The sequence below is a fragment of the Pseudomonas sp. NPDC047961 genome, from assembly GCF_050272435.1.
In the GTDB taxonomy this organism is placed as follows: Bacteria; Pseudomonadota; Gammaproteobacteria; order Pseudomonadales; family Pseudomonadaceae; genus Stutzerimonas.
In genome coordinates, this window is record NZ_JBNNMD010000005.1 from 130,738 (window position 1) to 155,586 (window position 24,849).

The following is a 24,849-nucleotide window of genomic DNA, read 5'->3' on the forward strand; positions in this document are numbered from 1 at the left end:
GTCAGCAAGCTGGCTTCTACAAACGGCCTATCTGCTAGATCCGCCCCGACATATTGTTCCGGATGTCGGGCCTGCCGTTGGCAGATTCTGTAGGAGCGAGCTCACTCGCGAGCAAGGCGCAGCGAACTCCAAGAGCCGGTTTCTGCAAATATCCCACCCCAGCAAGCTGGCTCCTACGAACGGCCTATCTGCTAGATCCAACCCGATATATTGTTCAGGATGTCGGCCCAGCCACCGGCCAATTCTGTAGGAGCGAGCTTGCTCGCGATCCAAGCTTTAGTGGCACGCTCCGTAGGCGCTCATTCGCGCCTACCGCCCCCGAGCTGGTTAATCCGCGGACGCTCCGCTATAGCTCGCCCCGCTTTCGGAAAAGCGCACCTTGCCGTAGCTGTCGCCGAACAATTCCTTGTACAGCGCCTCGGCCGAGGCGGTGAGCAACAGGATTTCTACCCGGCGGTTGGCGCCGCTCTGTGGGTCTTCGGGGTGCAGCGGCATGACGTCCGCCTGAGCCGTTACCTGCAGCACCGAGCCTTCGCCCAGGCCTGAGTCGACCAGTGCATTGCGGGCGCGCAAGGCGCGATCCCCGGAGAGGTTCCAGTTGTTGTAGCCATTCTTCTGCCGGTACGGCGTGGCGTCAGTGTGACCGCTGATGATCAGCTTGTTGTCGACCTTGGCCAGCACGCCGGCGAGCACGCCTAGCAGCTTCTGGAAATGCGGATTGAGCGTCGCGCTGCCACGCTGGAACATGAAGCGCTGCTGGTCGTCCTTGATCAGAATGCGCAGCCCCTGCGGGACTACGTCTACTTCCAGGTTGGCCAAAGCATCGACCTCGCTGGCAACCTCGCGCATCAGCTCGGCGAGTTTCTTCAGCTCTTCGGTCGAGCCGTAGTTATGGCTGCCGTCCTGATCGCCTTTCCCTTCCTTGCGGTCGGTGTCGTCAGCCTGCGGTGGGCGCACCGGCACGCCGTCGAGTTCCAGCGGCGAGGTGCTGGTGCCATCGAAGATTCCGGCTCCGCCATCAACTAGCGGGTTACTTTCCATCTCACCATAGGAGGGGTTGGTCTGATTCATCTGCGGCTGGATGATCCAGAGCACCATGAACAGCGCCATCATCGCCAGGGTGAAGTCGGCAAAGGCCACCTTCCAGGCACCACCATGTTCGTCGCCATGGCCCTTCTTGCTGCGGCGCTTGATGATGATCTCGTGCTCGCCGCCGCCCTTGCTCTTGTCCCGGCTCCTCATGCGGCGTCCCTTTCTTCCTCATACTGGGTCACCCATTTTTCCAGCTGACGGAAAGCGGGTTTCACGTCCTGCTCGATCAACTTGCGACCGGCGTCCACCGCCAGCAGCGTGGGCTTGCCGGCCACATGGGCGACCAGCGTGGTGCGCACGCATTCCAGCGCCGACAGCTCGGTCTTGATGCGCTGACTCATAGCGTTCGACAGTGGGTCCATCAGGCAGTAGCAGAAGAAGATGCCGAGGAAAGTACCCACCAGCGCTGCGGCCACGTGGGCACCGATTTCCGCGACGCTGCCGCCGATGCTGCCCATGGTGATGATGATGCCCATGATCGCCGCGAGAATGCCGAAGCCCGGCATGGCTTCGCCGATCTTGTGCAGCGAGCGCGCCGGCTGCAGGAGGGCGTGCTCCATGGCTTCGAGCTCTTGTTCGAGAAAGCCTTCCAGCTCGTGCGCGGTGATCTTGCCCATGGCCATCAGACGGAAATTGTCAGCGATGAAGGCCATCAGGTTCTTTTCTTGGAGGATCAGGGGATAGCGCACGAACAGGTCGCTCTGCTCCGGCTCTTCGATATGCGAGTCGAGAACCTTCAGACCACCCACGTCGACCATCTCCAGCAATTCATAGAGCAGCATCAGCAACTGACGCTGAAATTCCTCGCCACGGCGCTGGTAGGCAAAGACGCCCTTGATCTGATGCAGCATCTCGATCAGGACTTCCTTGGGGTTACCGACCACCAGACTGCCGAGCGCGGCGCCGAGGATGATGACCACCTCGGCTGGCTGCCAGAGCATGCGCATATCGCCATTGGCCATGGCGTAGCCGCCCAGCACGCAACCGATGATGATGAAGGCACCTAATACTTTCTGCATGACTACTGACTTCTCTCGGTTAAGGGGCTGCTGACGCTTCGGCGCGAGCCGCGTTGCTGCGCCAAATGACGCCAGGTAAGGCGCGGGACGCCGGTAATGGTTATTCCCTTGCCAAGTCCCGCAACGCCGCATGGCGTCATTTGCCGCGCAACCCGAAGGGCCGGGCCTGTTTTTGCGCGGTTCAGCGTTATTCGTCGTTCATTTGGAGTAACCAAACTTCTCTCCTCATGCCTTGCCGCGCGCAAAAACAGGCTCCCGCGCGGCCGCGATCGAAGCGTCAGAAGCCCCTAAAAACCGACAGGCCTTGCCGATCGCCTGCTTGCTTAGCTGACAAACCCGGGCATCGCTGACTTCCAGCACCAGGGCGATTTCCTTCAGGCTCAGTTCGTGCTGGTAATACAGTGTCAGCACCAGGCGTTCGCGCTCGTCCAGTCGCGCCAGCGCTTGCGCCAGCACGCGCTCCTTGATCAGGCGCTCCTCGAATAGCTCGGTGGTGTCAGGGAAGTGCTCGTGGCCGCTCTGCAACAGCTCATCGAGGCTTTCGATCGCTTCGGATGAGTCAGCACAGAGGAATTCCTGGTATTCCTTTTCATCGAGGCCGGTGTGGGCTTTGATCTCTTCATCGCTGGGTTCATGGCCCAGTTGACGTGACAGATCGCGGATCGCATCGCGGACTTTGTGGGCTTGCTGGCGGACCTGGCGCGGGCGCCAGTCCTGGCGGCGCAGCTCATCGAGAATGGCACCACGGATTCGCAGGGACGCGAACTTGCCGAAGCCTTCGTCCGGCTCGCCGTAGCGGCGTAGGCCTTCGAGCAGCCCCATCATGCCGATCTGTTCCATGTCCTCGCGGTCGAGCACCTGGTTGGCCTGCAGTGACAGCTGGCGAACGATGCGTTTGACCAGCGGCAGGTACTGCATCAGCCAGCGCTGTTCGACCGCCGGTGCGAACACCGAGGGGCCGGCCGGCGTAGCGCCGTAATAGTCGATGGGGCAAGTGGCACTCATGGCGCGGCCTTTACTGCACGATCAGCTTGTTGACCAGCACGTGCTTGAAGGGCACCGCTGCATTCTTGGCTGCAAAATCGGCGAACAGGGCTGTTTCCAGACGCTCCTGCAACTCACCGATCTTCAGTCCACGCAATTCATCGAAGGAACGGGACGACAGGTAGCCCACCACCGAGTTACGCACGATGGGTTCCACCTGCTCGAAGTTCTTTGGCTCGTCCGAGGCGTCCGCCTGCAGCGCCAGATCGAGCACGAAATAGTGCTCACGACCCTCGCCGCGCACGCTGACGATCACTTTATCGACAGGGAAAAATTCGTACTCGGAGGGCTCAACCGGCTCGGCCGCTGCGACCTGTTCCGAGCCAGTGCCTTCCAGGCCAGGCTTGAGCAGCCAGTAGCTGACGCCAACCCCACCGGCAACGGTCAGGACGTTGAGCAACAGCATCAGCAGGACAATACGGGACGTCGACATAACTCACTCACAAATGGCTAATTAGGTTGAAACGGGTCAAACCGTTACCAGGACGTCCCGGGCGCGGCCGCTTTCACGTTGCTGTTCCTGCTCCTGCGGCCGGGCCGCCAGAGGTGCCTCTTCCCCTGCAAGCACAGGCCGTTGACGCGGCTGACCCTGCTGGCCGCCGCTGTCGGCGCCGACCTGCACGTTGACCTGGACGAAGTGCTGGCCCACCAGTTCATGGCGCAGACGCTCGCTGGTCTGCTGCAGCAGGCGCGCCACGTCGGCGTTCGCGGCAGACAGGTGCACGTTGAGCCGGCCCGACTCGTGGCTGAGCAGGATTTCCATGCTGCCCAGTTCCGGCGGATCGAGGCGGATGGTGGCGCTCTGGATCTTCTGCTGGATTTGCAGATCTACGTTTTCGCGCAAGGCGTGGAGCATCTGCTCGCCCCACTTGGCCTCCGGTGCCTGCAACTTCAGCGCACGGTCGGCAGACTGCAGCGGCGCGCTTTGTCCGCGCTCGACCGTCGCGGTCAGCGGGTCGCCCGCTTCCAGTGGCTCAGCGACGTCCAGAAGCGAGTCCAGCGACGCGGCCGGCATGGCATCGGCCGGCGTGATTGCGGCGGCCAGGGATTGGCCGACGCTCATCTCGACGATGGGCTTGGGCATGGCCGTCGCCACCGGGTTCAGCTCGACGATGCGGCCCTGAACAGCCATCTTCACGATGTTCAGCGAATCGTCCTGCACGGCGTCGAGCGGGGCATTGGCAAGCTGGGCCTGCCCCGGCAATAGGCTGAGCAGGTCGTCGCTCGCCGATGTGGCGGTTTGCGACAGTGCCTGTGGCACAGGTGCGGCGGCAACTTGTGCCGCATCGCGCGCCTGAATTTCGGCCAGCTGCTGGTCGATCATCCCCAACAACCATTGCTCAGGGGTCAGCTCTTGGGGCGCTTCATTGCCCTGGCTGGAATTGCCGCCTGCCTGCATCACCTGGCCCTGCTCGGCTGCCAGCTCAGGCAGCGCACCTTGCAACAGGGCGGCGGAGAACTCAGAGAGCTGATCATCAGCTGTGGTCGACGCCCGCTGCATGCGCTCAGCAAAGCCTCGCAGGGCATCGGCTGCCATCGCTCGGCCGGCTGTGGCTTGCCCACCGTGGCTCGCGCGCGCGGCAACCGGCAATGCGGCTTCAGCACTTGCTGCGGCGGCACGCGGGGCGGAAATTGACTGGATGATCATCCCCTGTCTCCGGCTTGGAACATGTCTATGCGCTGATAGGCGGCACGCCCTTCGGCGTGTTCGAGGTGGTTCAACAACAACAGGCGCAGGCGCTCACATTCGTCGGCACAGGCTTGCAGGCCTTCACCGTGGAGCTGCTTGAGGCGGTTCTTGGCAGCGTGGGTCGGCTCGTCCAGCTCAAGCCGCCCGGCCAGTGTTTCGAGACACTGGCGGATCGCCGCGTCAACCGCGGCGACCGCCGTCCAGTCGCTGCTCTGCAACGCCTGCTGCAATTCGCCGTGCAGCGCCATCAGGCGCTCGCTGTCACTTACGGGCGGCACTGACGCCCTCCCAGCCCTCGCGGAGAATGCTGAGCAGGTTGATCACCTCGTCCAGCCCTTCCAGCGACAGCGACACGCTGACGTCCGAAAGCCGATAGATGCAGTACTCGTACAGACGCGCCAGTCCCTGAACCACCTCGCCACCGCCCTCTTCGTCGAGCGCACCGTTGAGGCCGTTGAGGATGTTCATGCACTTTTCCAGCGATACGCCCTTCTGCTGGTAACGCTTGTGTTCGATGTGGCCGCGGGCACGGGCCAGTTCGTCCAGCAGGCCGTCCATCAGCACCAGCACCAGTTCGTAAGGGGACGCCGAGGCTGCACGCGCCTCAAGGTCTACCGAGCGGTAGCTGTCATAATTGTCGTTAGGGTGATAGCTGTTCATGAGAACAATCCGTTAGCTTGCGGTGTGGTTGGCATCGAGAACATTCCGCTGGTCTGCTCCATGCTCTGCATGGTCTGCATCATGGTGGTGAACTGCCGCAGGTAGCGGCTGTAATGGGTGTCGTACTGCTGCTGGAGGTTCTCGAACTGCTCGTCGATACGGCGCAGGTTCATGTCCAGCGTGTCCATGCGGTTCTTCAGCAGCCCGTTGGTGCTGCTGGTGTACGCGGCGACGGTTTTGTCCATGCTGTCGAGCAGCTTGTCGGTGCCAGTGAACAGCTCCTCGAAGCCCGCTGGATCATTAGCGACCGCGGCTTCGAAACGCTTGGCGTCGATCGTCAGCTTGCCGTTACGGTCGGCACTGATGCCGAACTCGATCAGGCTCTTGCCACCGAAATCGGCACGCAGCAGGCCGTTCAGGCGGCTCTCGATGGAGCGCACGCTGGAATCGCCGGCCAGAGCGCCACGCTTGGCACTGTCACCGCCACTGGCGGTCAGCGAATCGAAGCTGGTCATCAGCGCATTGAAGGCGTCGATGAAGGTCTGCGCCTTGGCCTGGGTGCCGGCCTTGTCTTGCGCAATGTCGATCGTGAGTGCCTCTCCGGCCGCATGCGCCTTGGTGAACGTCATGCTGACGCCGTCAATGACGTTGGCAAACGTGTTGCTCGTGCTGGTCAGTTTGATGCCGGTCGCATCGCGCCCGAGATAAACCTCGGCATCTGCCGCACTGGACAGGCGTACTGGAGCGGTAACAGCAGCTTCGACGTCTGTATTGCCAGCAGCGCTCAGGCTGATGGCTTGATTGGCACCGGTTGTCGTGCTGGTCAGTACGAGATTGACGATGCCGTCGCTACGCACCAGGGTGGCTTGAACACCTGAATTATCAGCTGCACCGTTGATGGCGCTGGCAAGGCCGTCAAGCGTGGTAATGCCAGCCATGTCTACCCCGAACGAAGGAACGCCAACCTGTCCGATCGTGAGCGTGCCTCCGCCGGCCAGGCTGGCATCGGTAAGTCCCTGCAGCGCGACCTGGTCTTTGCTGGCGAGCCGTTTGACGAAGAAGTCATAGCTTCCCGATTGCGCTGTGGTTCCGACCGTGGCGGTGGCGTACCCCTCCTGGCTGAAGGTCGCGCTATTGGTCAGCATGCTCGTCGTAGTGCTGTTGAGCTTGGTGATGGCCGACTTGAAAGTCGTCATCGACGTGCGCAGCGAGCTCAACGCGTCGCGCTGAGCCTTGTAGCGCGATTCGTTGCGGTTAAGCCGATCCAACGAACCCTGAACTTCGTAGGTGGCCAACTGCGTCGACATCTGTTGTACGTAATCGGAATTTATAGCCATCACCATCCCCTCTTGAAACAGGTAGAGCAAGTTGGATGCCAGTTCTCGAATACCCGTATTACAGGCGTTTCAGAGCCGGCCATGCAGAAAAAAGGCTTCCGCAACGCGACAAGACGAGGAAACGGGGAAGCACCGTTTCCGCCTCGGCCGATGGCGGAACATCTGTCTATAAAGGCGACGTGAAAGGCGAGGGAGTTAAAGCGGCAACCGAAAAGGATTAATCCTTATCAGCGCGAGCGGTTTGACAATCGTGGGTCGCGCCCCAAAGCGCCATGCAGTGGATTGAGCTGTGGAAGGCTTGGGCTCGAGACGAGCCTTTTGACCTGATGGCGCTCGCAGACTTTGATCGCCAGCAAGCTGGCTCTTACGAAAGGCGATACGTGCAGGTTGGGTGCGTCACGACAGACAGCCGCCGCCGCGATAGCGCGCTCCTGTAGGAGCCAGCTTGCTGGCGATCGGCGGACTAGAGGAAACCTCGACCGCCACTGGACGTAAGACGGGTGCGCTTTTTCCATCCAACGTTTCGCTTTAAAACACGCTGCATGGTTTATCCCGCCATGAGGCCAGCGCGACGTGCTCTGCTCATGGGAAGGCGCAGGGAGTCGAACGTTACGCCTCAGTAGGCCTGGGGCGAGTAAAGCCGCGCGTCCTGCCCACCGGCAAGCAGTTGCTGAAGAATGTCGTGGTGCATGGCGAGCAGCTTGCCGTTGTGCTCGTTGAACTGCTGGCACTGCACGGCGAGGTCGCCAACCTGGCGCCAGTGTTGCTGAAGGGATTCGCCGCGCTCGCCCGTGCAGCTGGACAGCAGCCGGCGCATGCCCACGCCTGAAGTTTCCAGACGGAAAGCCGCCAGCACCTTGCTGCGACGCTGGGCACGCGCGGCAATGGCTTCGACGCGGACGGTGATCTGCAGGTTGATGCGGTCGATCTCCGGCACATCGCGTTCGAGCAGACGTCCGTAGAGCTCCTGCATCAGCTCGCGCAGGGCGAGGTAATCGCCGCAGTCCTGTTGCAGGTCCTCATCGACGACGGCCAGCAATTTGTCACGCTGGCTCACGCATCGTTTCCGCGATGGTAGCTGAGCATGCTGCTGGCCAGTTCACCCACGTCAGTGGAGATCTCGCCGCGCTGCAGGGCTTGCTTGATGGCCGCTACCCGATCCATATCAACCTCGGGCATGGCGCGCAGGGCATCCTGCATTTGCTCCAGCGGCAGGCTTGCGGCTGGACGTGCGGTTGCCTGGGCAGCAGGACGGGCGCTGGCCGGACGCGCCGCGGCGGTCTCGGTGGGCATTGTAATGGCGGGCTTGAACTGCCGGCTGATTTCCATGATTTCGTTCCAACTCGGTGGTTACTGCCTAACAAGCGACCGCTCGGGCGGATTACTTAAATCTTTTTTGCAATCGGACGGACGAGTGGCGCCGTTAGCGCCGTGCGGCGCCGGGTGTACCGTGATCGCCAGCAAGGACTTGGCGTCCCCCTGGCTCCTACAGCCGAAGCGACCTAGGCAATCTGGTTTCGCCACCAGGTCTGCGCCGCCAGACCGTCCTGAATCTTCTGTTCCTGCGCCATCAACAGTTGCTGCCACTGCTGCATCTTGGCCTCGATCACATGCTCGACCACCTTCTCGCTGCGCATGGCCTGCAGCAGCTCCTGCTGAATACGCACCAGGGCCTGCTCGGCCACGGCCAGTTCGCGCCGCTGCAGCTCGACCATCTTGTACAGCGTGGCTTTGTAGCGCTGCTGATTGTCGCGCTGCAGCGGCGTGCTCATCGGCACGGAGAACCCGCACAGGCGACTGAGACCGGTGATGTTGTTGCGATAGCGCTGGCAGAGGTTCTGCTGGTACTGAACCTGCCCCAGCATCTGCTTGACCCTGTTGCCACGCAGGCTGGCCAGGCGTGTAAGCGTTTCGATCTGCTGCTTCATGGCTTCCTGATGATGCTTTGCAGGATGGTGAGACTGGTTTCCAGCTCCGCCGCCTCGCCCACTTCTTGGCGCAGGAAGCGTTCGATGGTGGGTGCAAGCTGCACGGCGCGGTCGGTCTTGATGTCTGCGCCGGGGCTGTAGCCACCCAGCGGGATCAGCTCCTTGATCTTCTCGTAAGTGCTGTAGAACTCCTTGAGTTGCCGCGCCGCGCCCAGGTGCGGCGGCTGGCCGACCTGACTCATGCATCGGCTGACCGAAGCGCAGATGTCGATAGCCGGGTAATGCCCGGCGTCCGCCAGTCGACGCGACAACACGATGTGCCCGTCGAGAATTGCACGCGCGCAATCGACAATCGGGTCCTGCTGGTCGTCGCCCTCGGCGAGAACCGTGTACAAGGCGCTCAGGCTACCGTTGTCATTGGCACCATTGCCGGCGCTTTCGACCAACTCCGGCAGCATGCCGAACACAGACGGCGGATAGCCCTTGGTCGCTGGCGGCTCGCCGAGGGCCAGGGCGATTTCTCGCTGGGCCATGGCGTAGCGGGTCAGCGAATCGACCAGCAACAGCACATCGTTGCCTTGGTCGCGGAAATAAGCAGCGATGCTGTGGCACAGCTCGGTGGCCTTGAGGCGCATCAGCGGCGATTCGTTGGCCGGCGCCACCACTACCACGGCCTTCTTCAGGCCCTCTTCACCTAGCGAATGCAGCAGGAACTCCTGCACCTCGCGCCCGCGCTCACCGATCAGCCCGACTACCACGACGTCAGCCTTGGTCTGCCGAGTGATCATGCCCAACAGCACGCTCTTGCCCACGCCGGAACCGGCGAACAAGCCAACGCGCTGGCCCTTGCCGAGGGTGAGCATGGAATTGATCGCCCGCACGCCGACGTCCAGCGGTTCACTGACCGGCTTGCGCTTGAGCGGATTGACCGAAGGCAGCTCGGTGGGCAGCGGATCGCGCCCGCTGAGCTTGCCCCTTTCGTCCAGCGGCTCACCGAGGCCGTTAACCACACGCCCCAGCCAGGATTCGTCGATATGCAGCTTGGCATCATCCGGCGCCGGGAATACGCGCGATCCGGCCGTCAGTCCCACCGGTTTCTTGAAGGGCATCAGGTAGGTGATGTCGCGGTTGAAGCCCACCACCTGCGCTTCGAGCATGCTGCCGTCGCCCTGTTCGACGAAGCAGCGCTGGCCGGTCATGCGCTGGCAGCCGAGGCTTTCCAAGAGCATGCCGGAAACGCGCACCAGCCGGCCGCTGACCTTCGCCAGCTGCACCGTGTCCAGCGAGCGCAACGCCTCGTCGAGCCGGAAGCTCTCGCGCAGGGACATGTCAGGCTTCCGCCCTGATGTGCTCGCCCAGCGTATCCATGCATGAATCAAGGCGCTGCTGGCAGCCGATATCGGCTTCGGCCTGCGCCGTGATCACACGGCACTCGCCGAGCGCCAGCTTTTCATCCGGGATCAGACGCCAGGCCGCCGCACGCTCGGGTGCCAGCTCCTTGATCCGGGTGCATTCCTCGGGGTTGAGCAAGATGCGCACGTCTTCCTGATCACCCGGCATGGCCGCCAGGGCTTCCTCAGCCAGGGTCAGCAACTGCGTCGGATGCAGGGTCAGTTCACAGCGGATCACCTGCTTGGAAACCTTCTGCACCAGCTCCAGCAGTTGCTCGCGACGCGCCTGTTCGAATTCCTGCCGGAAGTGCTCGAAACGCTCGACCAGTTCATCCAGCGGCCGGGCCGCTTCGTCGAATGCGCGACGTCCCATGACCCGCCCTTCTTCACGACCGATCGCCTTGCCGTCCTCGACACCGCGCTCAAAACCTTCGCGATGTCCGGCTTCACGGCCCTGTTCCAGGCCCTGCTCGTAGCCCTTGTCGATGCCTTCCTGAAAGCCATCGGCAACGGCACGCTGCAGCGCCGCCGGATCACCGGCCACGCTGTCGGCCAGTTCAGAGGCGGTGCGCACGCGAGGCGGGAAGCGGAACGGCCGCCAGGAGCGGCCTTCACCCTTGATGATCTTGATGCTCATCGGCGCTTACTCGACGGTCTGTTCGCGGAACAACTGAACCTGCAGGTCGCCTTCGTTGGACATATCCCGGACCACGGCCATGATGTCCTTGCGCACCTGCTCCACCCGCGACAGCGGCACTGGGCCCTGGCGACGGTTGATCGACTCCATCTGCTGCGCCTGGCGCTTGGGCAGCGCACCCTGGATGGCATTCACCAGCGCCGGCTCGGCGCCCTTGAGCGCAACCACCCACTCTTCCAGCGGGATCACTTCGAGCAGCGTCTGCAGCACGTCCTGGTTCTGCCGGGACAGAATGAAGAAGTCGTACATTTCATCTTCGATCTTGCCGACCAGTTCTTCGTTGTGCGCGCGCAGCAGTTCGAACATCTGGTCTCGGTTGCCCTTGAACCGGTTCATGATGTCTGCGGCCTGCTTCACGCCACGCACCTGTGAACCCTGGTTCGTGAGCACTTGCAGACTGCGATCAATGAGCTGCTCCAGCTCGGCGATCACGTCGCTGTTGACCTCGCTCAGGTTGGCGATGCGGTACAACAGCTCGTCCTGACGCTCGGCCGGCATGCACTCGAGCACGTCGGTGGCCATCCCAGGCGGCAGGAAAGCGAGGAACACCGCCTGCATCTGCGCGTGCTCCTTGGCAATCAGCGCGGCGAACTGCTTGGGGTCCAGCCACTCCATCTTCGCCATCTTGGCGCGAATTTCTTCGCCATAGATGGAGTCGAGCAGCGAACGGGTGATGTCGCCACCCAACGCCTTGCCGAGCATGCCGGACAGGTAGGTGCGCGACGCACCCTTGATGCTGCTCTGCTCCTTGTAGTCATCGAAGAACCGGCTGATCACATCGGAGACCATCGGTTGCTTGACGTTGGACAGACGCGCCATCGCCTGGCTGATGCTGATGATTTCCTCGCGGGAGAAGTTGCGCAGGATGCCGGCCGAAATGTCATCGCCCATGCTCAGCATGAGGATGGCCGCCTGGTCCAGCGAACTCACCGAGCGCAACTGCACCGGGCGCGCCTTGATTTCCTTGCTCGAGCCGGTCGCCGACTCAGCTGGCTGGGTTGAGTTCTCTTTCATTGCGGCCTATCCAATGCTTGATGACTTCCGAAACGCGCTCCGGGTCGTTCTTGGCAAGCATCTGCAGATGCTCGATCTGTAGCTCCAGCCCCGAACCGGGCGCTGGCAGGCGAATTTCCGAGAGCGGATTGAGTTCGCCGAATACGTGTATGCCGTCGCCGCTGGGTCGCGGGCTGGCCAGTGCTGCGCGCGTTTCCGCCTCGATCGGCAGCGGACCCGGCATCCCCGCCAGGGTGCCTTCCAGGGCCACCGAATCGGTCTCAACTGGCGCGTTGCGCTGGGTCAGACTGCGCACGGCAGGGCGCACCACAATCAGCAACAGCAGCAGCGCGATCAGGCCGGCGACGCCCAGCTTGGCCAGAGCATGCACCTGGCTGTTTTCCCACCAGGGCACTTCATCAAGCGTGGTTTCCACACTGGCGAAGGGCAGCACGCTCAAGGTCAGCAGGTCGCCACGCGCCTGCTTGAAGCCAACCGCGCTGCGCACCATCGCCTCGAGTTCGGCGCGGGCCTCGTCGCTCCAGCCACCTTCTGGCGCGGCGGCGGCGTTGAGCACCACCGCGACGCTCTGCTGGCGCAGGGTGAAACCGGCATGCTTCACATGGATCACGCTCTGGTCGTAGTCCAGTTGACGGGTGGATTCCTCGCGCAGGGAGGTCGCACCCTTGGTTTCGCCCTTGACCGGCTTGGGCTCCTCGCCCTCCTTTGGCGGCGCAACAGGCCGGTTGGCCAGCGAGCCGGGCACACCGAGCGCCAGCTGATCGAGCGCGCTTTCGTTACTCAGCACTTCGCGACGCAGACGCGGGGTTTCGCCATAGGACTGCAGCGTCTCTTCCTTCTGGCTGAAATCGATATCGGCCGCGACGCTGATGCGGTAATTGCCGCTGCCCAGTACCGGCGCCAGCACTTCTTCGATATTGGCCACCGCCTTCTGCTGATAGTCCTCCACGGCGCCCCAGTTCTGCGCCGGGCCACCGCCGACATTCAAGCCGCGCGATAGCAGGGCGCCGTATTGATCGACCACGCCAACATCTTCGGGCTTGAGGTTGGGCACGCTGCCGGCAACCAGATTGATGATCGCACTGACCTGATCGGCGCCCAGCTTGTAGCCGGGCTCCAACTGCAGCATCACCGAGGCCTTGGTAGGCGCACGCTTGCTGACCACGAAGGAGCTGTTCTCCTCCTGCGCCAGGTGCACACGGGCATGCTGAATGCCTTTGAGCGACATCACGGTGCGCGCCAGCTCGCCTTCGAGGCTGCGCTTGAGACGCACGTCCTGGACGAATTGGCTGGTGCCCAACGGCTCTTCCTTGTCGAACAGCTCGTAGCCGGCCGGCAGGGCAACTTTCACGCCCTTGGCGGCAAGCAGCATGCGCGCCTGGGACAGCTGGTCCTCGCGCACCAGAATCTGGCCACTCTGCGGATGGATGCGGTATTGCACAGCCTCGGCATCGAGGACCTGCATCACCTCGGCGACCGGAAAGGCCTCACCGGCGCCATGCAGCGGACGGAACGAACCGTTATCGCGCCACAGGTAGAAGGCCACGGCGACTGCCAGCGCGGCGGCAATTACTGCCATGCCGGCGAGCGTTACCCGCGGGTCGAGTTGTAGGCCGCCGGCGGGCAGTTTGCTTTTGATTTTCTGCAGCACGTCTTAGCTCTCACGCCGGGTCAAAGCGGCGTTCTCATGACGTCGTCAAACGCCGTGGTCAGTTTGTTGCGCACCTGCAGCAACGCGGAAAACGACACGCTGGCCTTCTGGCTGTCGATCATGGCGCCCACCAGATCGTCGCTCTTGCCGCTGTCCACCGCGGCCATGGCAGCGCCAGCCTGATGTTGCTGCGCATCGACCGAACGCATCGCCGCCATGAACATCCCGCCCGCATCGGGCGCCGCCTGGTCTGCCGGTTTGATGGTCGTGCCACTGGCGACATCCTGAAGCTGCTGCATCCGGCCCAGCAGATCCTGCTGCACCTGAGTGATTGAACTCATCGCTGGCTCTCCCTTGTAAAACTCAGAAATTCAGCTCTATGCCCTGCTCGCGCATGGCATTGAGGCGGTAGCGCAAGGCGCGCGACGTCATGCCGAGGCTGGCCGCCGCCTTGGTCTTGTGCCCATCGAACTTGCGGATGGTGTCGATCACGTGCTGGTACTCGGCCCACTTGCCGCTAGCGCGCAGGGCGGCTTTGCCGGACTCGACCGCGGGCAGCGGCAGCCGCTCGCTGCGCACTTCGGCTTGAGGCGGTGCGGCCAGCCCGAGATCCTGCGGCTGGATGAACAGGCCATTACGCAACACCAGAGCGCGTTGCACGGTGTTTTCCAGCTCGCGGGCGTTGCCCGGCCAGTCGTGCTGCAGCAGCGCGCGGCAAGCATCGCTGGTGAACAATTCTTCGTCGGCTTCCTGCGGCGCGTACTTGGCCACGAAGCGGCGAGCCAGCGGCAGCACGTCTTCCTTGCGCTCACGCAGCGGGCTGATGTGCAGCGGCAGCACGTCGAGACGGAACATCAGGTCGGCACGGAAACGCCCTTGCGCCACTTCCGCCTGCAGATCGCGGTTGGTCGCGGCGATGATGCGCACGTTGAGCTCGATTTCCTTGCGCCCGCCGAGGCGCTCCACGCGCTGTTCCTGCAGAACGCGAAGCAGCTTCGCTTGCAGCCCCAGGGGCAATTCACCGATTTCATCGAGCAGCAGCGTGCCGCCGTTGGCCAGTTCGAATTTGCCTGGCTGCGCCGTCACTGCGCCGGTAAAGGCGCCCTTTTCATGGCCGAATAGAATCGATTCGAGCATCTGTTCAGGGATAGCGGCGCAGTTCACCGCGATGAAAGGCGCATCGGCGCTGGCCGAGAAACGATGGATGTAACGCGCCATTAGCTCCTTGCCAGTGCCGGTTTCACCGGTGATCAGGATCGGCGCTCGGGTCAGCGATACACGCTGCGCCATGGCGAGTAGGCGGCGGCCAGCCTGGGAACAGGAGACGAAACTTTCCTGCGCGGCGTCAGCGAATTCCTGGCGGCGCAACAACGCGCTTAATTGACTTTCGCTGAACGGCGACAACAAGTAGTCGACACAACCCAGCTCAAGTAAAGCGGCCGCCTTTTCCTGATCGGCATACTGCACGACCGGAATAACACTGACCGAGCGCCCACGGCGAATAAGTGAATCGATCTGCGTATATAAGGCCGGCTGCTGAATCCCGCTGATCACAACGAAAACCAGTGACGTTCCTTTCAAGGCTGCACTATCCAGATCATTTAGATCGGCATGTAGAAAGACCGCGCAACCTTCCTTGCGCAAACCTGCTTCAAGGAACTCGCAACCCGCTTGGACGGGGTTACCGACAATAAGGATTTTCTTGCGCGCCGGCGCTGGAGCGAATAGCTCTTCGCGGGAGTAGTTCATTGCATGACTGACACTGTTCAATGTGACCACCTTGGCGCCGTCAGGCTTTTGCTTGAACACAACGCCGGATTCGCTGAAAAAATTATTTAAGTATTCCGGAACTTCTGTCGCCCTGCCTGTCCAACTCGCCGAACGAGACAGATAACTGCAGCCGACCACTCCGAAACAATTGCGCGCACGCTAACAAGCCCGCCCGGAACCGCCCAATCAGTTCCGCTAAAATTAAATCAATTGCTCATAGCTGATCTCAAAAAAGATCAATTGATATCTATTGATTTAATCCCTCCTCGCGCCCAAGCCTAGACTGGCGGCACGCTAGAGCCGTGCCCTTGTCCTCAGGCATCGCACACCCGCCCTGGCCAAACACTCTTCTGCTTATTCCCGCGCGACAGGCCCTAGCCCGCCGTGCAAGAACCAGGAAATACCGTTCACAACATGTCTGGCAATTCAAAAGTCCACCATGGCGTGCCCGCCCAAAGCCTGACTGTTTTGAAACCGCAGAAGCTTGGCCGGCATCACCACAAGATTCCTCAGTTCATCAAGGAAACCACCAACAAGAATCCACGCTTGATGGGCGACTACTTCTTGCGCAATTACCGAATCAGCCTTGAGCTGAGCAAGGTGGATGTGCAAGAGCCGGCAAACAAAGCGCCGGAGTGCATTTATCGATCGCCGATGGGAAAAGTTGGTTTCTCAATTGATCGGGCACTGCTTACCGAGGCACTCGAGTGCTATTACGGCGGCACCATAGTGCCCAGTCAGGAAGCACCGCCGATCAGCACCTCCGAACAACGGATGCGTGATCGACTGGGACTTGATCTGACTTATATCTTTGCGCGTTCAATATTATCCGGCGATACGTTTGGCGAACTTGAGCGCTACGAAAACGATTACGAAGAAACAACTTGGGAATATGTTGCTGAGTTCGAATACATCAGCCATTTGACCAATAGCCGTTCATCGATCTTCATTCATCTGGACACCGATCTGGTCGATGAACTGACCAGTCGCCTGGCCGGCCCGTTACCTGCTCGGCTGACAGGCAACCCGGTTGATCACATCAAACACCTGCCGGTACGGCTGGATTGCGTGGTCGCCTCGGTACAGATGCCACTGTCGCAAGTGCTTGCCCTGCAGCTCAACGACATTCTCATGGTGCGCCCCCTGGATCGTTACGAGGTGCGCATCAACCAGCAGAAGCTCTTCCGGGGGACTGTCTTCGAAGAAGACGGCGCCTTGTTCCTCACTTCACTTGAAAGCGTGAAATCCCAATGACCGGTCAACTGTCCGACAACGAATTCGAGAACCTCATCAACGAGGGCGACCTGAGCCTCGACGGCACCGATGAGCCGGCCGCTGCACCAGCCCCACAGCCCCAGGCGCCGCGTCAGGACCTGAGCTTCTTCGGCAAGATTCCGGTCAACGTCACGCTGGAAGTGGCGTCGGCTGAAATATCACTGAAAGAGCTGATGGAGTGCGACACCAGCAGCGTCATCGTCCTCGACAAGGTGGCCGGCGAGCCGCTGGACGTGAAGGTCAACGGCACCCTGTTCGCCAAGGCCGAGGTGGTGGTGATGAATGGCAGCTACGGCTTGCGCATCGTCGAACTGTCTGGCGTCGGTCTGGATGCGCTGACGCAATGAACCTGCGTCGCGGGCTGTCGCTGCTGTGCCTGTTGCTGATCAGCCTGTTCCCGCTGGCAGCCCAGGCGGCCGGCGGCGAAATCACTCTGTTCAACCTGAACGATACGGAGAACGGCCAGGAATTCAGCATCAAGCTGCAGATCCTGATCATCATGACGCTGCTGGGCTTCCTGCCGGCGATGCTGATGATGATGACCTGCTTCACTCGCTTCATCATCGTACTGGCCATCCTGCGCCAAGCCATCGGCCTGCAGCAGAGCCCACCGAACCAGGTGCTAATCGGTATCGCGCTGATCGTCACCCTGCTGGTGATGCGCCCGGTCTGGCAGGAAATCCACAGCGCCGCCTTCGAGCCCTTCCAGAACGACGAGATCAGCCTGGAGCAGGCGCTGGACGTGTCCAAAACCAGCCTCTCGGCGTTCATGCTGGCGCAGACCAACAAAACCTCGCTGGAAACCATGGTCTCGCTGGCCGGCGAGGAAGTGCCGGAGAATCTCGATGACCTGGACTTCTCCCTGCTGTTGCCAGCGTTCGTGCTCAGCGAGCTGAAGACGGCCTTTCAGCTCGGCTTCATGATCTTCGTGCCGTTTCTGGTGATCGACCTGGTGGTCGCCAGCGTGCTGATGGCGATGGGCATGATGATGCTCTCACCGATGATGATCTCGTTGCCGTTCAAGTTGATGGTGTTTGTGTTGGTGGATGGGTGGGCGTTGTTGATGGGTACGCTGACCACCAGTATTCAGCCGTTTTAGGTGATGGGGATGAATGCTGGTTTCGCACGCTTGAGGCCACTCATTGGTCGCTTTGGAAGCGGAGATGGAAGCTTCGTGGTTCCTGCTCGCGATCAGAAGCTGGCGGCACGTACCTCTTTTTACAACGCTGCGCTTTCCTCGGCTGGCAGTACAGGTTTCGCCCTGCACGGCGAGTCACTTTTTCCAAACGCCGAAAAAGTAACCAAAAACGCTTGCCCCTACATTCGGGTCTCGCTGCGCTCGACTTCCCTCATTCCATCCGCGCTCCGGGGGCCGGCGTACAAGGGCCATCCCTGGCCCTTTACGCCTCTCGCGGCATCCATGCCGCTCGCTCCCCTCCGCGCGGATTCCATTCGGCCTCCTGAAAGGGGCGTTCGGCATCGTCTGATGGTTCGTTCGCGGAAAAACCAGAAAAGCGTCTCGACCCAACAACGCTGTGTTTACGTCCCGAGCAGAAACGAAAATCTCGTAGGGTGGAAAACTGCGGAGCATTTTCCACCGCAATCGTCGCCGCGATGGATATCGAACCTTGCCCGCGAAAACCGGTGGGTAAGCTTCGCGTTACCCACCCTACATAAGGACTCTGCAAACGCGTCATTGCACGGCCCATCAGACACCACCGAATCGCCCCTTTCAGAAGGCCGAGCGCAGGTGGCGTGGAAGGGGTTGAGCGGCATGGATGCCGCGAGAGCGGCGTTGGGCCATGGATGGCCCGTCGCCGCGAGCCCCTGGAACGTCACCGGAGCGAGGGAACCCTGGCGCAGCCGGGGCCGGATGCAGGGGCAAGCGTTTTTGCTTACTTTTTTCGCGTTTGAAAAAAGTGAGTCGCCCAGCAGGGCGAAACCAATGCCTCAGCCAACCCGGCCAACAGGGACCACTCAACGAACCCAAAGCCAAAAAGCTTCACTAGGAAAGACTCGGTGTCGCTCCCCGCTCCTACAAAAAGCGTCGGGACCACTGCAGACGGCTCAACCCGTAGCACCGGCCAGGGAAAGCGCGGCGCGATCTAGCAGCATACGGGCGGCCAACACCGGATCGCGAGCAAGCTCGCTCCTACATGGGCTTACTGCCGCGCTAACCGGCACAACCACCCTCACCTCCCAGGTGCTCCCATGCTAACCCCAGACACCGCCGTCAATATCATCTCCAACGCCATCCACGTCATCGTACTGGTGGTCTGCGTGCTGGTGGTGCCGAGCCTGCTCGGCGGCCTGCTGGTGAGCATTTTCCAGGCGGCCACGCAGATCAACGAACAGATGCTCAGCTTCCTGCCACGCCTGCTGATCACCCTCGGCATGCTGGTGTTCGCCGGGCACTGGATCCTGCGCACCTTCAGCGACCTGTTCATCGAAACCTTCACCCAAGCCGGGCGGCTGGTCGGTTAGCCGTGGGCAACGAACCCATCATGCAGGCCGGTCAGTACCTGCAGTCGCTGCTGGGTTACTGGTGGCCGTTCTGCCGGATCATGGCGGTGTTCAGCCTGGCGCCGATGTTCAGCCACAAGTCGCTGAGCATCCGCGCGCGGGTGCTGCTGGCGATCGCGCTGACGGTGGTGCTCACCGCCGCCCTGCCGCCCACAGCGCCCATCGACCCGCTGTCCATGAAGGGCATTCTCACCGCGCTGGAGCAGATCGCCATGGGCCTGCTGCTGGGCGTGGCGCTGATGCTGGTGTTCACGGTATTCACCCTGATCGGCGACATCGTCTCGACCCAGCTGGGGCTGTCCATGGCGGTGTTCAACGACCCCATGAACGGTGTGTCGTCGGCCTCGATCGTTTATCAGCTGTATTTCATCCTGCTGGCGCTGCTGTTCTTCGCCACTGACGGCCACCTGGTGATCGTCACCATCATCTATCAGAGCTTCATCTTCTGGCCGATCGGCAGCGGCATCCATTTCGACGGCCTGCAGACCATCGCGATGTCGCTGAGCTGGGTCATTTCCGCCGCCCTGCTGATCGCGCTACCCATCGTCTTCTGCATGACGCTGGTGCAGTTCTGCTTTGGCCTGCTCAACCGAATCTCGCCAGCGATGAACCTGTTCTCTCTGGGCTTTCCCATGGCGATCATCGCCGGACTGATCCTGATTTTCCTGACCCTGCCAAACCTGTCGGAAGCCTACCTGCACCTGACCCGCGAGCTGCTGGGCAACATCGGCGAGATCTTGCGGAGCGGCCGCGATGTCTGAGCAGAACAGCAGCCAGGAAAAAACCGAAGAGGCCTCCGAGCAGAAACTCAAGAAGAGTCGCGACGATGGCCAGGTCACCCGCTCCAAGGACGTCGCCACCACCGTCTCGCTGCTGGCCACGCTGCTGGTGCTCAAATTCAGCTTGGGCTTTTTTTTCGACGGCCTGCAGCAGGCGTTCAGTTACTCGTACATCGACTTTCACAAGAGTGAAATCACCGTCGATGATCTGCAGCTGATCCTCACCCACAACCTGCTGGTATTCATCAGCGTGTTGCTGCCATTGCTGGTCACGCCGATCTTGGTCATCGCCTTTGCCCTGGTGCCGGGCGGCTGGGTGTTCGCCTCGAAGAACTTCGCGCCCAAGTTCAGCAAGCTCAACCCGATTACCGGCCTGGGCCGGATGGTGGGCGCGCAGAACTGGACCGAGCTGCTCAAGTCGCTGCTGAAGATCACCACCCTGCTGGGCATCGCCGTCGGCCAGCTGTATTACGCCGCGCCCAAGCTGATCGCCTTGCAGCGCAGCGACATCACCAATGCCATCAGCAGCGCGTTCTCGCTGACCTTCGATCTGGCGATTTCGCTGCTGCTGGTATTCGTGCTGTTCTCGTTCATCGACATCCCGCTGCAGCGCTTCTTCTTTCTGAAAAAGATGCGTATGACCAAGCAGGAGCGCAAGGAAGAGCACAAGAACCAGGAAGGCCGGCCCGAGGTAAAGGCGCGGATCAAGCAGCTGCAGCGCCAGCTGGCCCAACGGCAGATCAGCCGAGTGATCAAGGACGCCGACGTGGTGATCGTCAACCCAACGCATTACGCCGTGGCGCTCAAGTACGACCCGAAGAAGGCCGAAACACCTTTCGTCATCGCCCGTGGTGTCGATGAAACGGCGTTGTACATCCGCAAGCTGGCCCAGGCTAACAACCTGGAAGTGGTCGAGCTGCCACCGCTGGCACGGGCGATCTACTTCAGTACCCAGGTCAACCAGCAGATCCCGGCGCCGCTCTACACTGCGGTGGCCCATGTGCTGACCTACATCCTCCAGCTCAAGGCCTGGAAGCAGGGTCGCCGGGCCAAGCCCAAGCTGGCGAGTGACATCCATATTCCCGAAGAACTGTTCAACCGAGCCCGATCATGAATTTGATTCAGAAACTGACGCCGACCTTCAGCAGCGGACGGATTGGGATCCCGCTGATCATCCTGTCGATCCTGGCGATGATCATCCTGCCGCTGCCGCCGCAGCTGCTGGACGTGCTGTTCACCTTCAACATCGCCATGTCGATTCTGGTGTTGCTGGTCAGCGTATCGTCGAAGAGCCCGCTGGATTTCTCGCTGTTCCCGACGGTGATCCTGATCACCACGCTGATGCGCCTGACGCTCAACGTCGCCTCGACGCGGGTGGTGCTGCTCGAAGGTCATACCGGCACGGGCGCTGCGGGAAAGGTCATCGAAGCCTTCGGTGAAGTGGTCATCGGCGGCAACTTCATCGTCGGCCTAGTGGTGTTCATCATCCTGATGATCATCAACTTCATCGTCATCACCAAGGGCGGCGAGCGGATCTCGGAAGTGACTGCGCGCTTCACCCTGGACGCCCTGCCGGGCAAGCAGATGGCCATCGACGCCGACCTCAACGCGGGCCTGCTTAGCAACGAAGAAGCCAAGGCGCGCCGCCAGGAAGTGGCCAAGGAAGCCGACTTCTACGGCGCGATGGACGGCGCCTCGAAGTTCGTCCGCGGTGACGCCATCGCCGGCATCCTGATCCTGCTGATCAACCTGTTCGGCGGCTTCGCCATCGGTGTTTTCGTTCATGAATTGGCGGCGGGCGAAGCCTTCAAGCAGTACGCCCTGCTGACCATCGGTGATGGCCTGGTCGCGCAGATCCCGGCGCTGCTATTGTCCACGGCGGCGGCGATCATCGTCACCCGCATTAACGAATCCAGCGACATCACCAGCCAGGTTCAGCGCCAGCTGCTGGCCAACCCGGCGTCCCTGTACACGGTGGCCGGCATCCTGTTCGTGCTCGGTCTGGTGCCGGGCATGCCGCACCTGGCGTTCATCGGCTTTGCCGCGCTGATCGGCTTTATCGCCTGGCGGGTGTCGCTGCACGAGCCGCCTGTCGCTGGGGCCGATCTCAAGGAGATCCAGGCCATCGGTCAGGCGATGGACAAGGAAAAGGCCCAATCGCTGGCCTGGGAAGACATTCCGCTGGTCGAGCGCTTGTCCATCTCACTGGGCTACAAACTGGTCGGGCTGGTCAACGAAGCCTCCGGCGCGCCCTTGCCAGCGCGGGTGCGTGGCGTGCGCCAGACCCTCTCGGAGCATCTGGGCTTCCTGCTGCCCGAAGTGCAGATCCGCGACAGCTTGCGGTTGAAGGCTTCCCAATACGACATCTACATCAATGGCGAAAAGATCGACGGCGCCGAACTGCATGCCGACCGCCTGATGGCGATTCCGTCCCCCGAGCTGTACGGCGAGATCGACGGCATCCTCGGCACCGACCCGGCGTATCGCATGCAGGTGGTGTGGATTCAGCCGTCGGACAAATCCCGCGCGTTGAACCTTGGTTATCAGGTCATCGACTGCGCCAGCGTGGTCGCTACGCACCTGAACAAGGTGGTCCGTGAACACTTGCCGGACCTGTTCAAGCACGACGACGTCGAGCACCTGATGCAGCGCCTGACCCTGCAGGCACCGAAGCTTGCCGAGAGCCTGAAGAACGCGCTGAGCTACACCCAGCAAATGCGCGTCTATCGCCAATTGCTGCTGGAAGAGGTGCCGCTGCGCGACATCGAAACCATCGCCAGCACCCTGCTCGAATGCAGCGAAACCACCAAGGACCCGGTGCTGCTGGCCGCCGACGTGCGCTACGCCCTGCGCCGCAGCATCGTCTCGATGATCGCGGGTGATCGTCGCGAACTGGCGGTGTTCGTGCTGGAAAATGCGCTGGAAAACACGCTGCTCAATGCGCTGGCGATTGCCCAGCAAGCGGGCCAGGTGAGCCTGGACAACATTCCGGTGGAGCCGAGCCTGCTCAACCAGCTGCAGAACAGCATGCCGGTGGTGAAGGAAAAGCTGCGCAAGGATGGCCATCCGCCGATCCTCACCGTGATGCCGCAGCTGCGCCCGTTGCTCTCGCGCTACGCTCGGGTGTTCAGCCCGGGCCTGCACGTGCTGTCGCAGAACGAGATCCCGGATCGGGTCGGCGTGAATATTCTCGGCACGCTGGGTTAACAGCCGTAGCCTTTGGCCCGCCGTGAGACGGCCAAGGGCGCCCGGTTTCGTGCCGCCTGTCAGCGCCCTGCCCGAACGACCAAGGATCGCCAGCAAGCTGGCTCCTACGCGTGCGGAAAGGCGCTCCCGCTCACTGTCCGTGCGGGTTTCTCGTGATGCCGCAGTTGCGTCCGTTGCTGTCGCGCTACGCACGGGTGTTCAGCCCGGGTCTGCACGTGCTGTCGCAGAACGAGATTCCGGATCGGGTAGGCGTGAATATTCTTGGGACGCTGGGTTAACCAGCCGCAGCCCTTGGCCCGCCGTGAGACGGCCAAGGGCGCCCAGTTTCGTGCTGCCTGTCAGCGCCCTGCCCGAACGACCAAGGATCGCCAGCAAGCTGGCTCCTACAAGTGCGGAACGGCGCTCCCGCTCACTGTCCGTGCGGGTTTCTCGTGATGCCGCAGCTGCGTCCGCTGCTGTCGCGCTACGCACGGGTGTTCAGCCCGGGCCTGCACGTGCTGTCGCAGAACGAAATTCCGGATCGGGTCGGCGTGAACATTCTCGGCACGCTGGGTTAGCCAGTCGCAGTCCTTGGCCCGCCGTGAGACGGCCAAGGGCGCCCAGTTTCGTGCTGCCTGTCAGCGCCCTGCCCGAACGACCAAGGATCGCCAGCAAGCTGGCTCCTACGCGTGCGGGGAGGCGATCCCGCTCACTGTCCGTGCGGGCTGCTTATGTAGGAGCGACCTTGGTCGCGATCAAGGATCCGTCGTGGCTACCTCTCGCAAGCAGCGCTTGCTGATATAGCGCCTACTGGGCAAACACGGCCCGCTTGGATTGCTTACAGGTTCTCGGCCAGGAACACCAAGCTCCGCCCATGGGCCAGCGCCGCAGCGTTCTGGTTGTACATGGGCCGTGCCCAGCAGTTGAAACCGTGGTCGACGCCCGGGTAGGTCTCGATCTGCGCCTGACCGACCTGGACCATCTTTTCCTGCACGGCGGCCACCGCGTCGGAGTCGATGTGGTCGTCTTCTTCGGCGAAGTGGAACAGCGTCGGGCAGGTAATCCGCTCGGCCTGGTCCAGCCGTTTCTCGATGCTGCCGGGGTAGTAGCAGACTGCTGCATCGACGCCCGCATTGGCCGCGCTCAGAAACGACAGCACGCCGCCCATGCAATAGCCCACCGACGCCACGCGGCCGTTGCAGTCATCGCGCCCGCGCAGCAGCTCGACGCTGCGCCGTAGGTCGTCGATCGCCAGATCGAAATCCAGCGCCTGCATCAGCGAGAAGGCCTGCTCCCAGTCCCCCTCGCCATAACCGAGCTGGACGCCCGGCTCGCTGCGCCAGAACAGATCCGGGGCCACTACGACGTAGCCATCCGACGCGTACTGGTCGGCGACCGACTGGATGTGTTCGTTCACACCGAAGATTTCCTGAATCAACACGATGCCGGGGCCATGGCCGGCGGGCGGCAGTGCCAGGTAGCCCTTGAAGGTCTTGCCGTCTTGCGCGGGAATGTCGATCCACTGTGAAGTCATGCCTGTCTCCGTTGGGTTGCGAGTTGCCGGACAATTTCAGGCGCACCTAAGAGCACCGGTCGAACAGGTGCGACAGGTGCAGACGGGGCGAGTTCGCGCCGGCTCACTCGTCATAAGCGGGTCGGGCCTGAAGCAGCAGCCAGCCTCCGGCGCCGGCCCGGTCCGGCCGCACGCTTGGCCATGCTCGGATTGGTAGTGGCATCACCGGTCTTTTTTTGGAACAGCAGACGCAGCTGAAACAGGGTCGGCTCGCACCGGC

Annotated in this window: 27 protein-coding genes; 9 read left to right on the forward strand and 18 right to left on the reverse strand. The window is 61.8% G+C overall.

Going from position 1 to position 24,849, the window contains the following annotated elements:
• Nucleotides 1-327 precede the first annotated feature (327 nt).
• The 17 genes from ACQKIK_RS17105 to ACQKIK_RS17185 all read right to left on the reverse strand — a co-directional run bounded on the left by ACQKIK_RS17105 (nucleotide 328) and on the right by ACQKIK_RS17185 (nucleotide 15,272).
• Entirely contained in the window at nucleotides 328-1,242 is a 915-nt protein-coding gene (locus tag ACQKIK_RS17105) for an OmpA family protein (protein ID WP_463309122.1), read from the reverse strand.
• Complete coding sequence (motA, locus tag ACQKIK_RS17110) at nucleotides 1,239-2,111, reverse strand: flagellar motor stator protein MotA (protein ID WP_046163488.1); 873 nt, start codon at nucleotides 2,109-2,111, stop codon at nucleotides 1,239-1,241. Before motA ends, ACQKIK_RS17105 begins: the two co-directional genes overlap by 4 nt.
• A 225-nt stretch (nucleotides 2,112-2,336) precedes the next feature.
• Entirely contained in the window at nucleotides 2,337-3,116 is a 780-nt protein-coding gene (locus ACQKIK_RS17115) for a FliA/WhiG family RNA polymerase sigma factor (protein ID WP_127838142.1), read from the reverse strand.
• 10 nt (nucleotides 3,117-3,126) lie between these two features.
• The gene (locus ACQKIK_RS17120) at nucleotides 3,127-3,588 is read right to left on the reverse strand and encodes a flagellar basal body-associated FliL family protein (RefSeq protein ID WP_127838141.1); all 462 of its coding nucleotides are present in this window, start codon (nucleotides 3,586-3,588) and stop codon (nucleotides 3,127-3,129) included.
• A 36-nt stretch (nucleotides 3,589-3,624) separates the two neighbouring features.
• Nucleotides 3,625-4,803: a flagellar hook-length control protein FliK gene (locus ACQKIK_RS17125; RefSeq protein ID WP_463309125.1), complete on the reverse strand. Its 1,179-nt coding sequence runs from the start codon at nucleotides 4,801-4,803 to the stop codon at nucleotides 3,625-3,627.
• Nucleotides 4,800-5,123 (reverse strand): hypothetical protein, encoded by a 324-nt coding sequence (locus ACQKIK_RS17130; protein WP_127838139.1) that lies wholly within the window; start codon nucleotides 5,121-5,123, stop codon nucleotides 4,800-4,802. Before ACQKIK_RS17130 ends, ACQKIK_RS17125 begins: the two co-directional genes overlap by 4 nt.
• Nucleotides 5,107-5,505, reverse strand: a complete 399-nt coding sequence (gene fliS, locus ACQKIK_RS17135; RefSeq protein ID WP_499136830.1) for a flagellar export chaperone FliS — start codon at nucleotides 5,503-5,505, stop codon at nucleotides 5,107-5,109. Before fliS ends, ACQKIK_RS17130 begins: the two co-directional genes overlap by 17 nt.
• Entirely contained in the window at nucleotides 5,502-6,842 is a 1,341-nt protein-coding gene (fliD, locus tag ACQKIK_RS17140; protein WP_499136831.1) for a flagellar filament capping protein FliD, read from the reverse strand. Before fliD ends, fliS begins: the two co-directional genes overlap by 4 nt.
• A 616-nt stretch (nucleotides 6,843-7,458) precedes the next feature.
• Entirely contained in the window at nucleotides 7,459-7,899 is a 441-nt protein-coding gene (gene flgN / locus ACQKIK_RS17145; RefSeq protein WP_499136832.1) for a flagellar export chaperone FlgN, read from the reverse strand.
• A complete protein-coding gene (flgM, locus tag ACQKIK_RS17150) occupies nucleotides 7,896-8,171 on the reverse strand; it encodes a flagellar biosynthesis anti-sigma factor FlgM (RefSeq protein WP_127838136.1) in 276 nt (91 codons plus the stop codon). Before flgM ends, flgN begins: the two co-directional genes overlap by 4 nt.
• 173 nt (nucleotides 8,172-8,344) lie before the next feature.
• Entirely contained in the window at nucleotides 8,345-8,770 is a 426-nt protein-coding gene (locus tag ACQKIK_RS17155; RefSeq protein ID WP_499136833.1) for a flagellar FliJ family protein, read from the reverse strand.
• Entirely contained in the window at nucleotides 8,767-10,098 is a 1,332-nt protein-coding gene (fliI, locus tag ACQKIK_RS17160; protein WP_499136834.1) for a flagellar protein export ATPase FliI, read from the reverse strand. The genes ACQKIK_RS17155 and fliI overlap by 4 nt, the downstream gene beginning before the upstream one ends.
• Before the next feature lies 1 nt (nucleotide 10,099).
• Nucleotides 10,100-10,798, reverse strand: a complete 699-nt coding sequence (fliH, locus tag ACQKIK_RS17165; RefSeq protein ID WP_102837153.1) for a flagellar assembly protein FliH — start codon at nucleotides 10,796-10,798, stop codon at nucleotides 10,100-10,102.
• Nucleotides 10,799-10,804: 6 nt separating this feature from the next.
• Nucleotides 10,805-11,872 carry a FliG C-terminal domain-containing protein gene (locus ACQKIK_RS17170; protein ID WP_102837154.1) on the reverse strand — a complete coding sequence of 356 codons (1,068 nt, stop codon included), beginning with the start codon at nucleotides 11,870-11,872 and terminating at the stop codon, nucleotides 10,805-10,807.
• The gene (gene fliF / locus ACQKIK_RS17175) at nucleotides 11,844-13,523 is read right to left on the reverse strand and encodes a flagellar basal-body MS-ring/collar protein FliF (RefSeq protein ID WP_499136837.1); all 1,680 of its coding nucleotides are present in this window, start codon (nucleotides 13,521-13,523) and stop codon (nucleotides 11,844-11,846) included. The genes ACQKIK_RS17170 and fliF overlap by 29 nt, the downstream gene beginning before the upstream one ends.
• Before the next feature lie 20 nt (nucleotides 13,524-13,543).
• Nucleotides 13,544-13,864 (reverse strand): flagellar hook-basal body complex protein FliE, encoded by a 321-nt coding sequence (fliE, locus tag ACQKIK_RS17180; protein ID WP_102837156.1) that lies wholly within the window; start codon nucleotides 13,862-13,864, stop codon nucleotides 13,544-13,546.
• Nucleotides 13,865-13,886: 22 nt separating this feature from the next.
• Nucleotides 13,887-15,272, reverse strand: a complete 1,386-nt coding sequence (locus ACQKIK_RS17185) for a sigma 54-interacting transcriptional regulator (protein ID WP_499137030.1) — start codon at nucleotides 15,270-15,272, stop codon at nucleotides 13,887-13,889.
• A gap of 435 nt (nucleotides 15,273-15,707) precedes the next feature.
• Between ACQKIK_RS17185 and ACQKIK_RS17190 the strand changes: the two genes are divergently transcribed.
• The 9 genes from ACQKIK_RS17190 (at nucleotide 15,708) to ACQKIK_RS17230 (ending at nucleotide 23,634) form a co-directional block, all read left to right on the forward strand.
• Nucleotides 15,708-16,547, forward strand: coding sequence for a FliM/FliN family flagellar motor C-terminal domain-containing protein (locus tag ACQKIK_RS17190; RefSeq protein ID WP_102837157.1), 840 nt, complete (start codon nucleotides 15,708-15,710; stop codon nucleotides 16,545-16,547).
• Nucleotides 16,544-16,915 carry a flagellar motor switch protein FliN gene (fliN, locus tag ACQKIK_RS17195; protein WP_046163473.1) on the forward strand — a complete coding sequence of 124 codons (372 nt, stop codon included), beginning with the start codon at nucleotides 16,544-16,546 and terminating at the stop codon, nucleotides 16,913-16,915. The genes ACQKIK_RS17190 and fliN overlap by 4 nt, the downstream gene beginning before the upstream one ends.
• Nucleotides 16,912-17,667: a flagellar type III secretion system pore protein FliP gene (gene fliP / locus ACQKIK_RS17200; protein ID WP_499136839.1), complete on the forward strand. Its 756-nt coding sequence runs from the start codon at nucleotides 16,912-16,914 to the stop codon at nucleotides 17,665-17,667. The genes fliN and fliP overlap by 4 nt, the downstream gene beginning before the upstream one ends.
• Nucleotides 17,668-18,779: 1,112 nt before the next feature.
• Nucleotides 18,780-19,052, forward strand: coding sequence for a flagellar biosynthetic protein FliQ (locus tag ACQKIK_RS17205; protein WP_045422699.1), 273 nt, complete (start codon nucleotides 18,780-18,782; stop codon nucleotides 19,050-19,052).
• 20 nt (nucleotides 19,053-19,072) lie between these two features.
• The gene (gene fliR, locus ACQKIK_RS17210; RefSeq protein WP_499137031.1) at nucleotides 19,073-19,852 is read left to right on the forward strand and encodes a flagellar biosynthetic protein FliR; all 780 of its coding nucleotides are present in this window, start codon (nucleotides 19,073-19,075) and stop codon (nucleotides 19,850-19,852) included.
• Entirely contained in the window at nucleotides 19,845-20,984 is a 1,140-nt protein-coding gene (flhB, locus tag ACQKIK_RS17215) for a flagellar biosynthesis protein FlhB (protein WP_499136841.1), read from the forward strand. Before fliR ends, flhB begins: the two co-directional genes overlap by 8 nt.
• Complete coding sequence (locus ACQKIK_RS17220; protein ID WP_499136842.1) at nucleotides 20,981-23,077, forward strand: flagellar biosynthesis protein FlhA; 2,097 nt, start codon at nucleotides 20,981-20,983, stop codon at nucleotides 23,075-23,077. The genes flhB and ACQKIK_RS17220 overlap by 4 nt, the downstream gene beginning before the upstream one ends.
• Nucleotides 23,078-23,232: 155 nt before the next feature.
• Nucleotides 23,233-23,355 (forward strand): hypothetical protein, encoded by a 123-nt coding sequence (locus ACQKIK_RS17225; protein WP_257737104.1) that lies wholly within the window; start codon nucleotides 23,233-23,235, stop codon nucleotides 23,353-23,355.
• Nucleotides 23,356-23,511: 156 nt separating this feature from the next.
• Complete coding sequence (locus ACQKIK_RS17230) at nucleotides 23,512-23,634, forward strand: hypothetical protein (protein WP_257737104.1); 123 nt, start codon at nucleotides 23,512-23,514, stop codon at nucleotides 23,632-23,634.
• A 260-nt stretch (nucleotides 23,635-23,894) separates the two neighbouring features.
• Here the strand turns inward: ACQKIK_RS17230 and ACQKIK_RS17235 are convergent, their stop codons facing one another.
• Nucleotides 23,895-24,590, reverse strand: a complete 696-nt coding sequence (locus tag ACQKIK_RS17235) for a dienelactone hydrolase family protein (protein WP_499136843.1) — start codon at nucleotides 24,588-24,590, stop codon at nucleotides 23,895-23,897.
• Nucleotides 24,591-24,849 lie beyond the last annotated feature (259 nt).

What these genes read in the sequence shown, in the direction of transcription:
- ACQKIK_RS17120 (WP_127838141.1), bottom strand. Translation starts at nt 3,588, where the DNA reads ATGTCGACGTCCCGTATTGTCCTGCTGATGCTGTTGCTCAACGTCCTG.
- ACQKIK_RS17170 (WP_102837154.1), bottom strand. Translation starts at nt 11,872, where the DNA reads ATGAAAGAGAACTCAACCCAGCCAGCTGAGTCGGCGACCGGCTCGAGC.
- ACQKIK_RS17235 (WP_499136843.1), bottom strand. Translation starts at nt 24,590, where the DNA reads ATGACTTCACAGTGGATCGACATTCCCGCGCAAGACGGCAAGACCTTC.
- flgM (WP_127838136.1), bottom strand. Translation starts at nt 8,171, where the DNA reads ATGGAAATCAGCCGGCAGTTCAAGCCCGCCATTACAATGCCCACCGAG.
- ACQKIK_RS17205 (WP_045422699.1), top strand. Translation starts at nt 18,780, where the DNA reads ATGCTAACCCCAGACACCGCCGTCAATATCATCTCCAACGCCATCCAC.
- flhB (WP_499136841.1), top strand. Translation starts at nt 19,845, where the DNA reads ATGTCTGAGCAGAACAGCAGCCAGGAAAAAACCGAAGAGGCCTCCGAG.
- fliI (WP_499136834.1), bottom strand. Translation starts at nt 10,098, where the DNA reads ATGTCCCTGCGCGAGAGCTTCCGGCTCGACGAGGCGTTGCGCTCGCTG.
- ACQKIK_RS17225 (WP_257737104.1), top strand. Translation starts at nt 23,233, where the DNA reads ATGCCGCAGTTGCGTCCGTTGCTGTCGCGCTACGCACGGGTGTTCAGC.
- motA (WP_046163488.1), bottom strand. Translation starts at nt 2,111, where the DNA reads ATGCAGAAAGTATTAGGTGCCTTCATCATCATCGGTTGCGTGCTGGGC.
- fliD (WP_499136831.1), bottom strand. Translation starts at nt 6,842, where the DNA reads ATGGCTATAAATTCCGATTACGTACAACAGATGTCGACGCAGTTGGCC.
- ACQKIK_RS17115 (WP_127838142.1), bottom strand. Translation starts at nt 3,116, where the DNA reads ATGAGTGCCACTTGCCCCATCGACTATTACGGCGCTACGCCGGCCGGC.
- ACQKIK_RS17185 (WP_499137030.1), bottom strand. Translation starts at nt 15,272, where the DNA reads ATGAACTACTCCCGCGAAGAGCTATTCGCTCCAGCGCCGGCGCGCAAG.
- ACQKIK_RS17190 (WP_102837157.1), top strand. Translation starts at nt 15,708, where the DNA reads ATGTCTGGCAATTCAAAAGTCCACCATGGCGTGCCCGCCCAAAGCCTG.
- ACQKIK_RS17220 (WP_499136842.1), top strand. Translation starts at nt 20,981, where the DNA reads ATGAATTTGATTCAGAAACTGACGCCGACCTTCAGCAGCGGACGGATT.
- fliH (WP_102837153.1), bottom strand. Translation starts at nt 10,798, where the DNA reads ATGAGCATCAAGATCATCAAGGGTGAAGGCCGCTCCTGGCGGCCGTTC.
- ACQKIK_RS17230 (WP_257737104.1), top strand. Translation starts at nt 23,512, where the DNA reads ATGCCGCAGCTGCGTCCGCTGCTGTCGCGCTACGCACGGGTGTTCAGC.
- fliN (WP_046163473.1), top strand. Translation starts at nt 16,544, where the DNA reads ATGACCGGTCAACTGTCCGACAACGAATTCGAGAACCTCATCAACGAG.
- fliE (WP_102837156.1), bottom strand. Translation starts at nt 13,864, where the DNA reads ATGAGTTCAATCACTCAGGTGCAGCAGGATCTGCTGGGCCGGATGCAG.
- ACQKIK_RS17155 (WP_499136833.1), bottom strand. Translation starts at nt 8,770, where the DNA reads ATGAAGCAGCAGATCGAAACGCTTACACGCCTGGCCAGCCTGCGTGGC.
- fliP (WP_499136839.1), top strand. Translation starts at nt 16,912, where the DNA reads ATGAACCTGCGTCGCGGGCTGTCGCTGCTGTGCCTGTTGCTGATCAGC.
- fliS (WP_499136830.1), bottom strand. Translation starts at nt 5,505, where the DNA reads ATGAACAGCTATCACCCTAACGACAATTATGACAGCTACCGCTCGGTA.
- fliR (WP_499137031.1), top strand. Translation starts at nt 19,073, where the DNA reads ATGCAGGCCGGTCAGTACCTGCAGTCGCTGCTGGGTTACTGGTGGCCG.
- ACQKIK_RS17125 (WP_463309125.1), bottom strand. Translation starts at nt 4,803, where the DNA reads ATGATCATCCAGTCAATTTCCGCCCCGCGTGCCGCCGCAGCAAGTGCT.
- ACQKIK_RS17105 (WP_463309122.1), bottom strand. Translation starts at nt 1,242, where the DNA reads ATGAGGAGCCGGGACAAGAGCAAGGGCGGCGGCGAGCACGAGATCATC.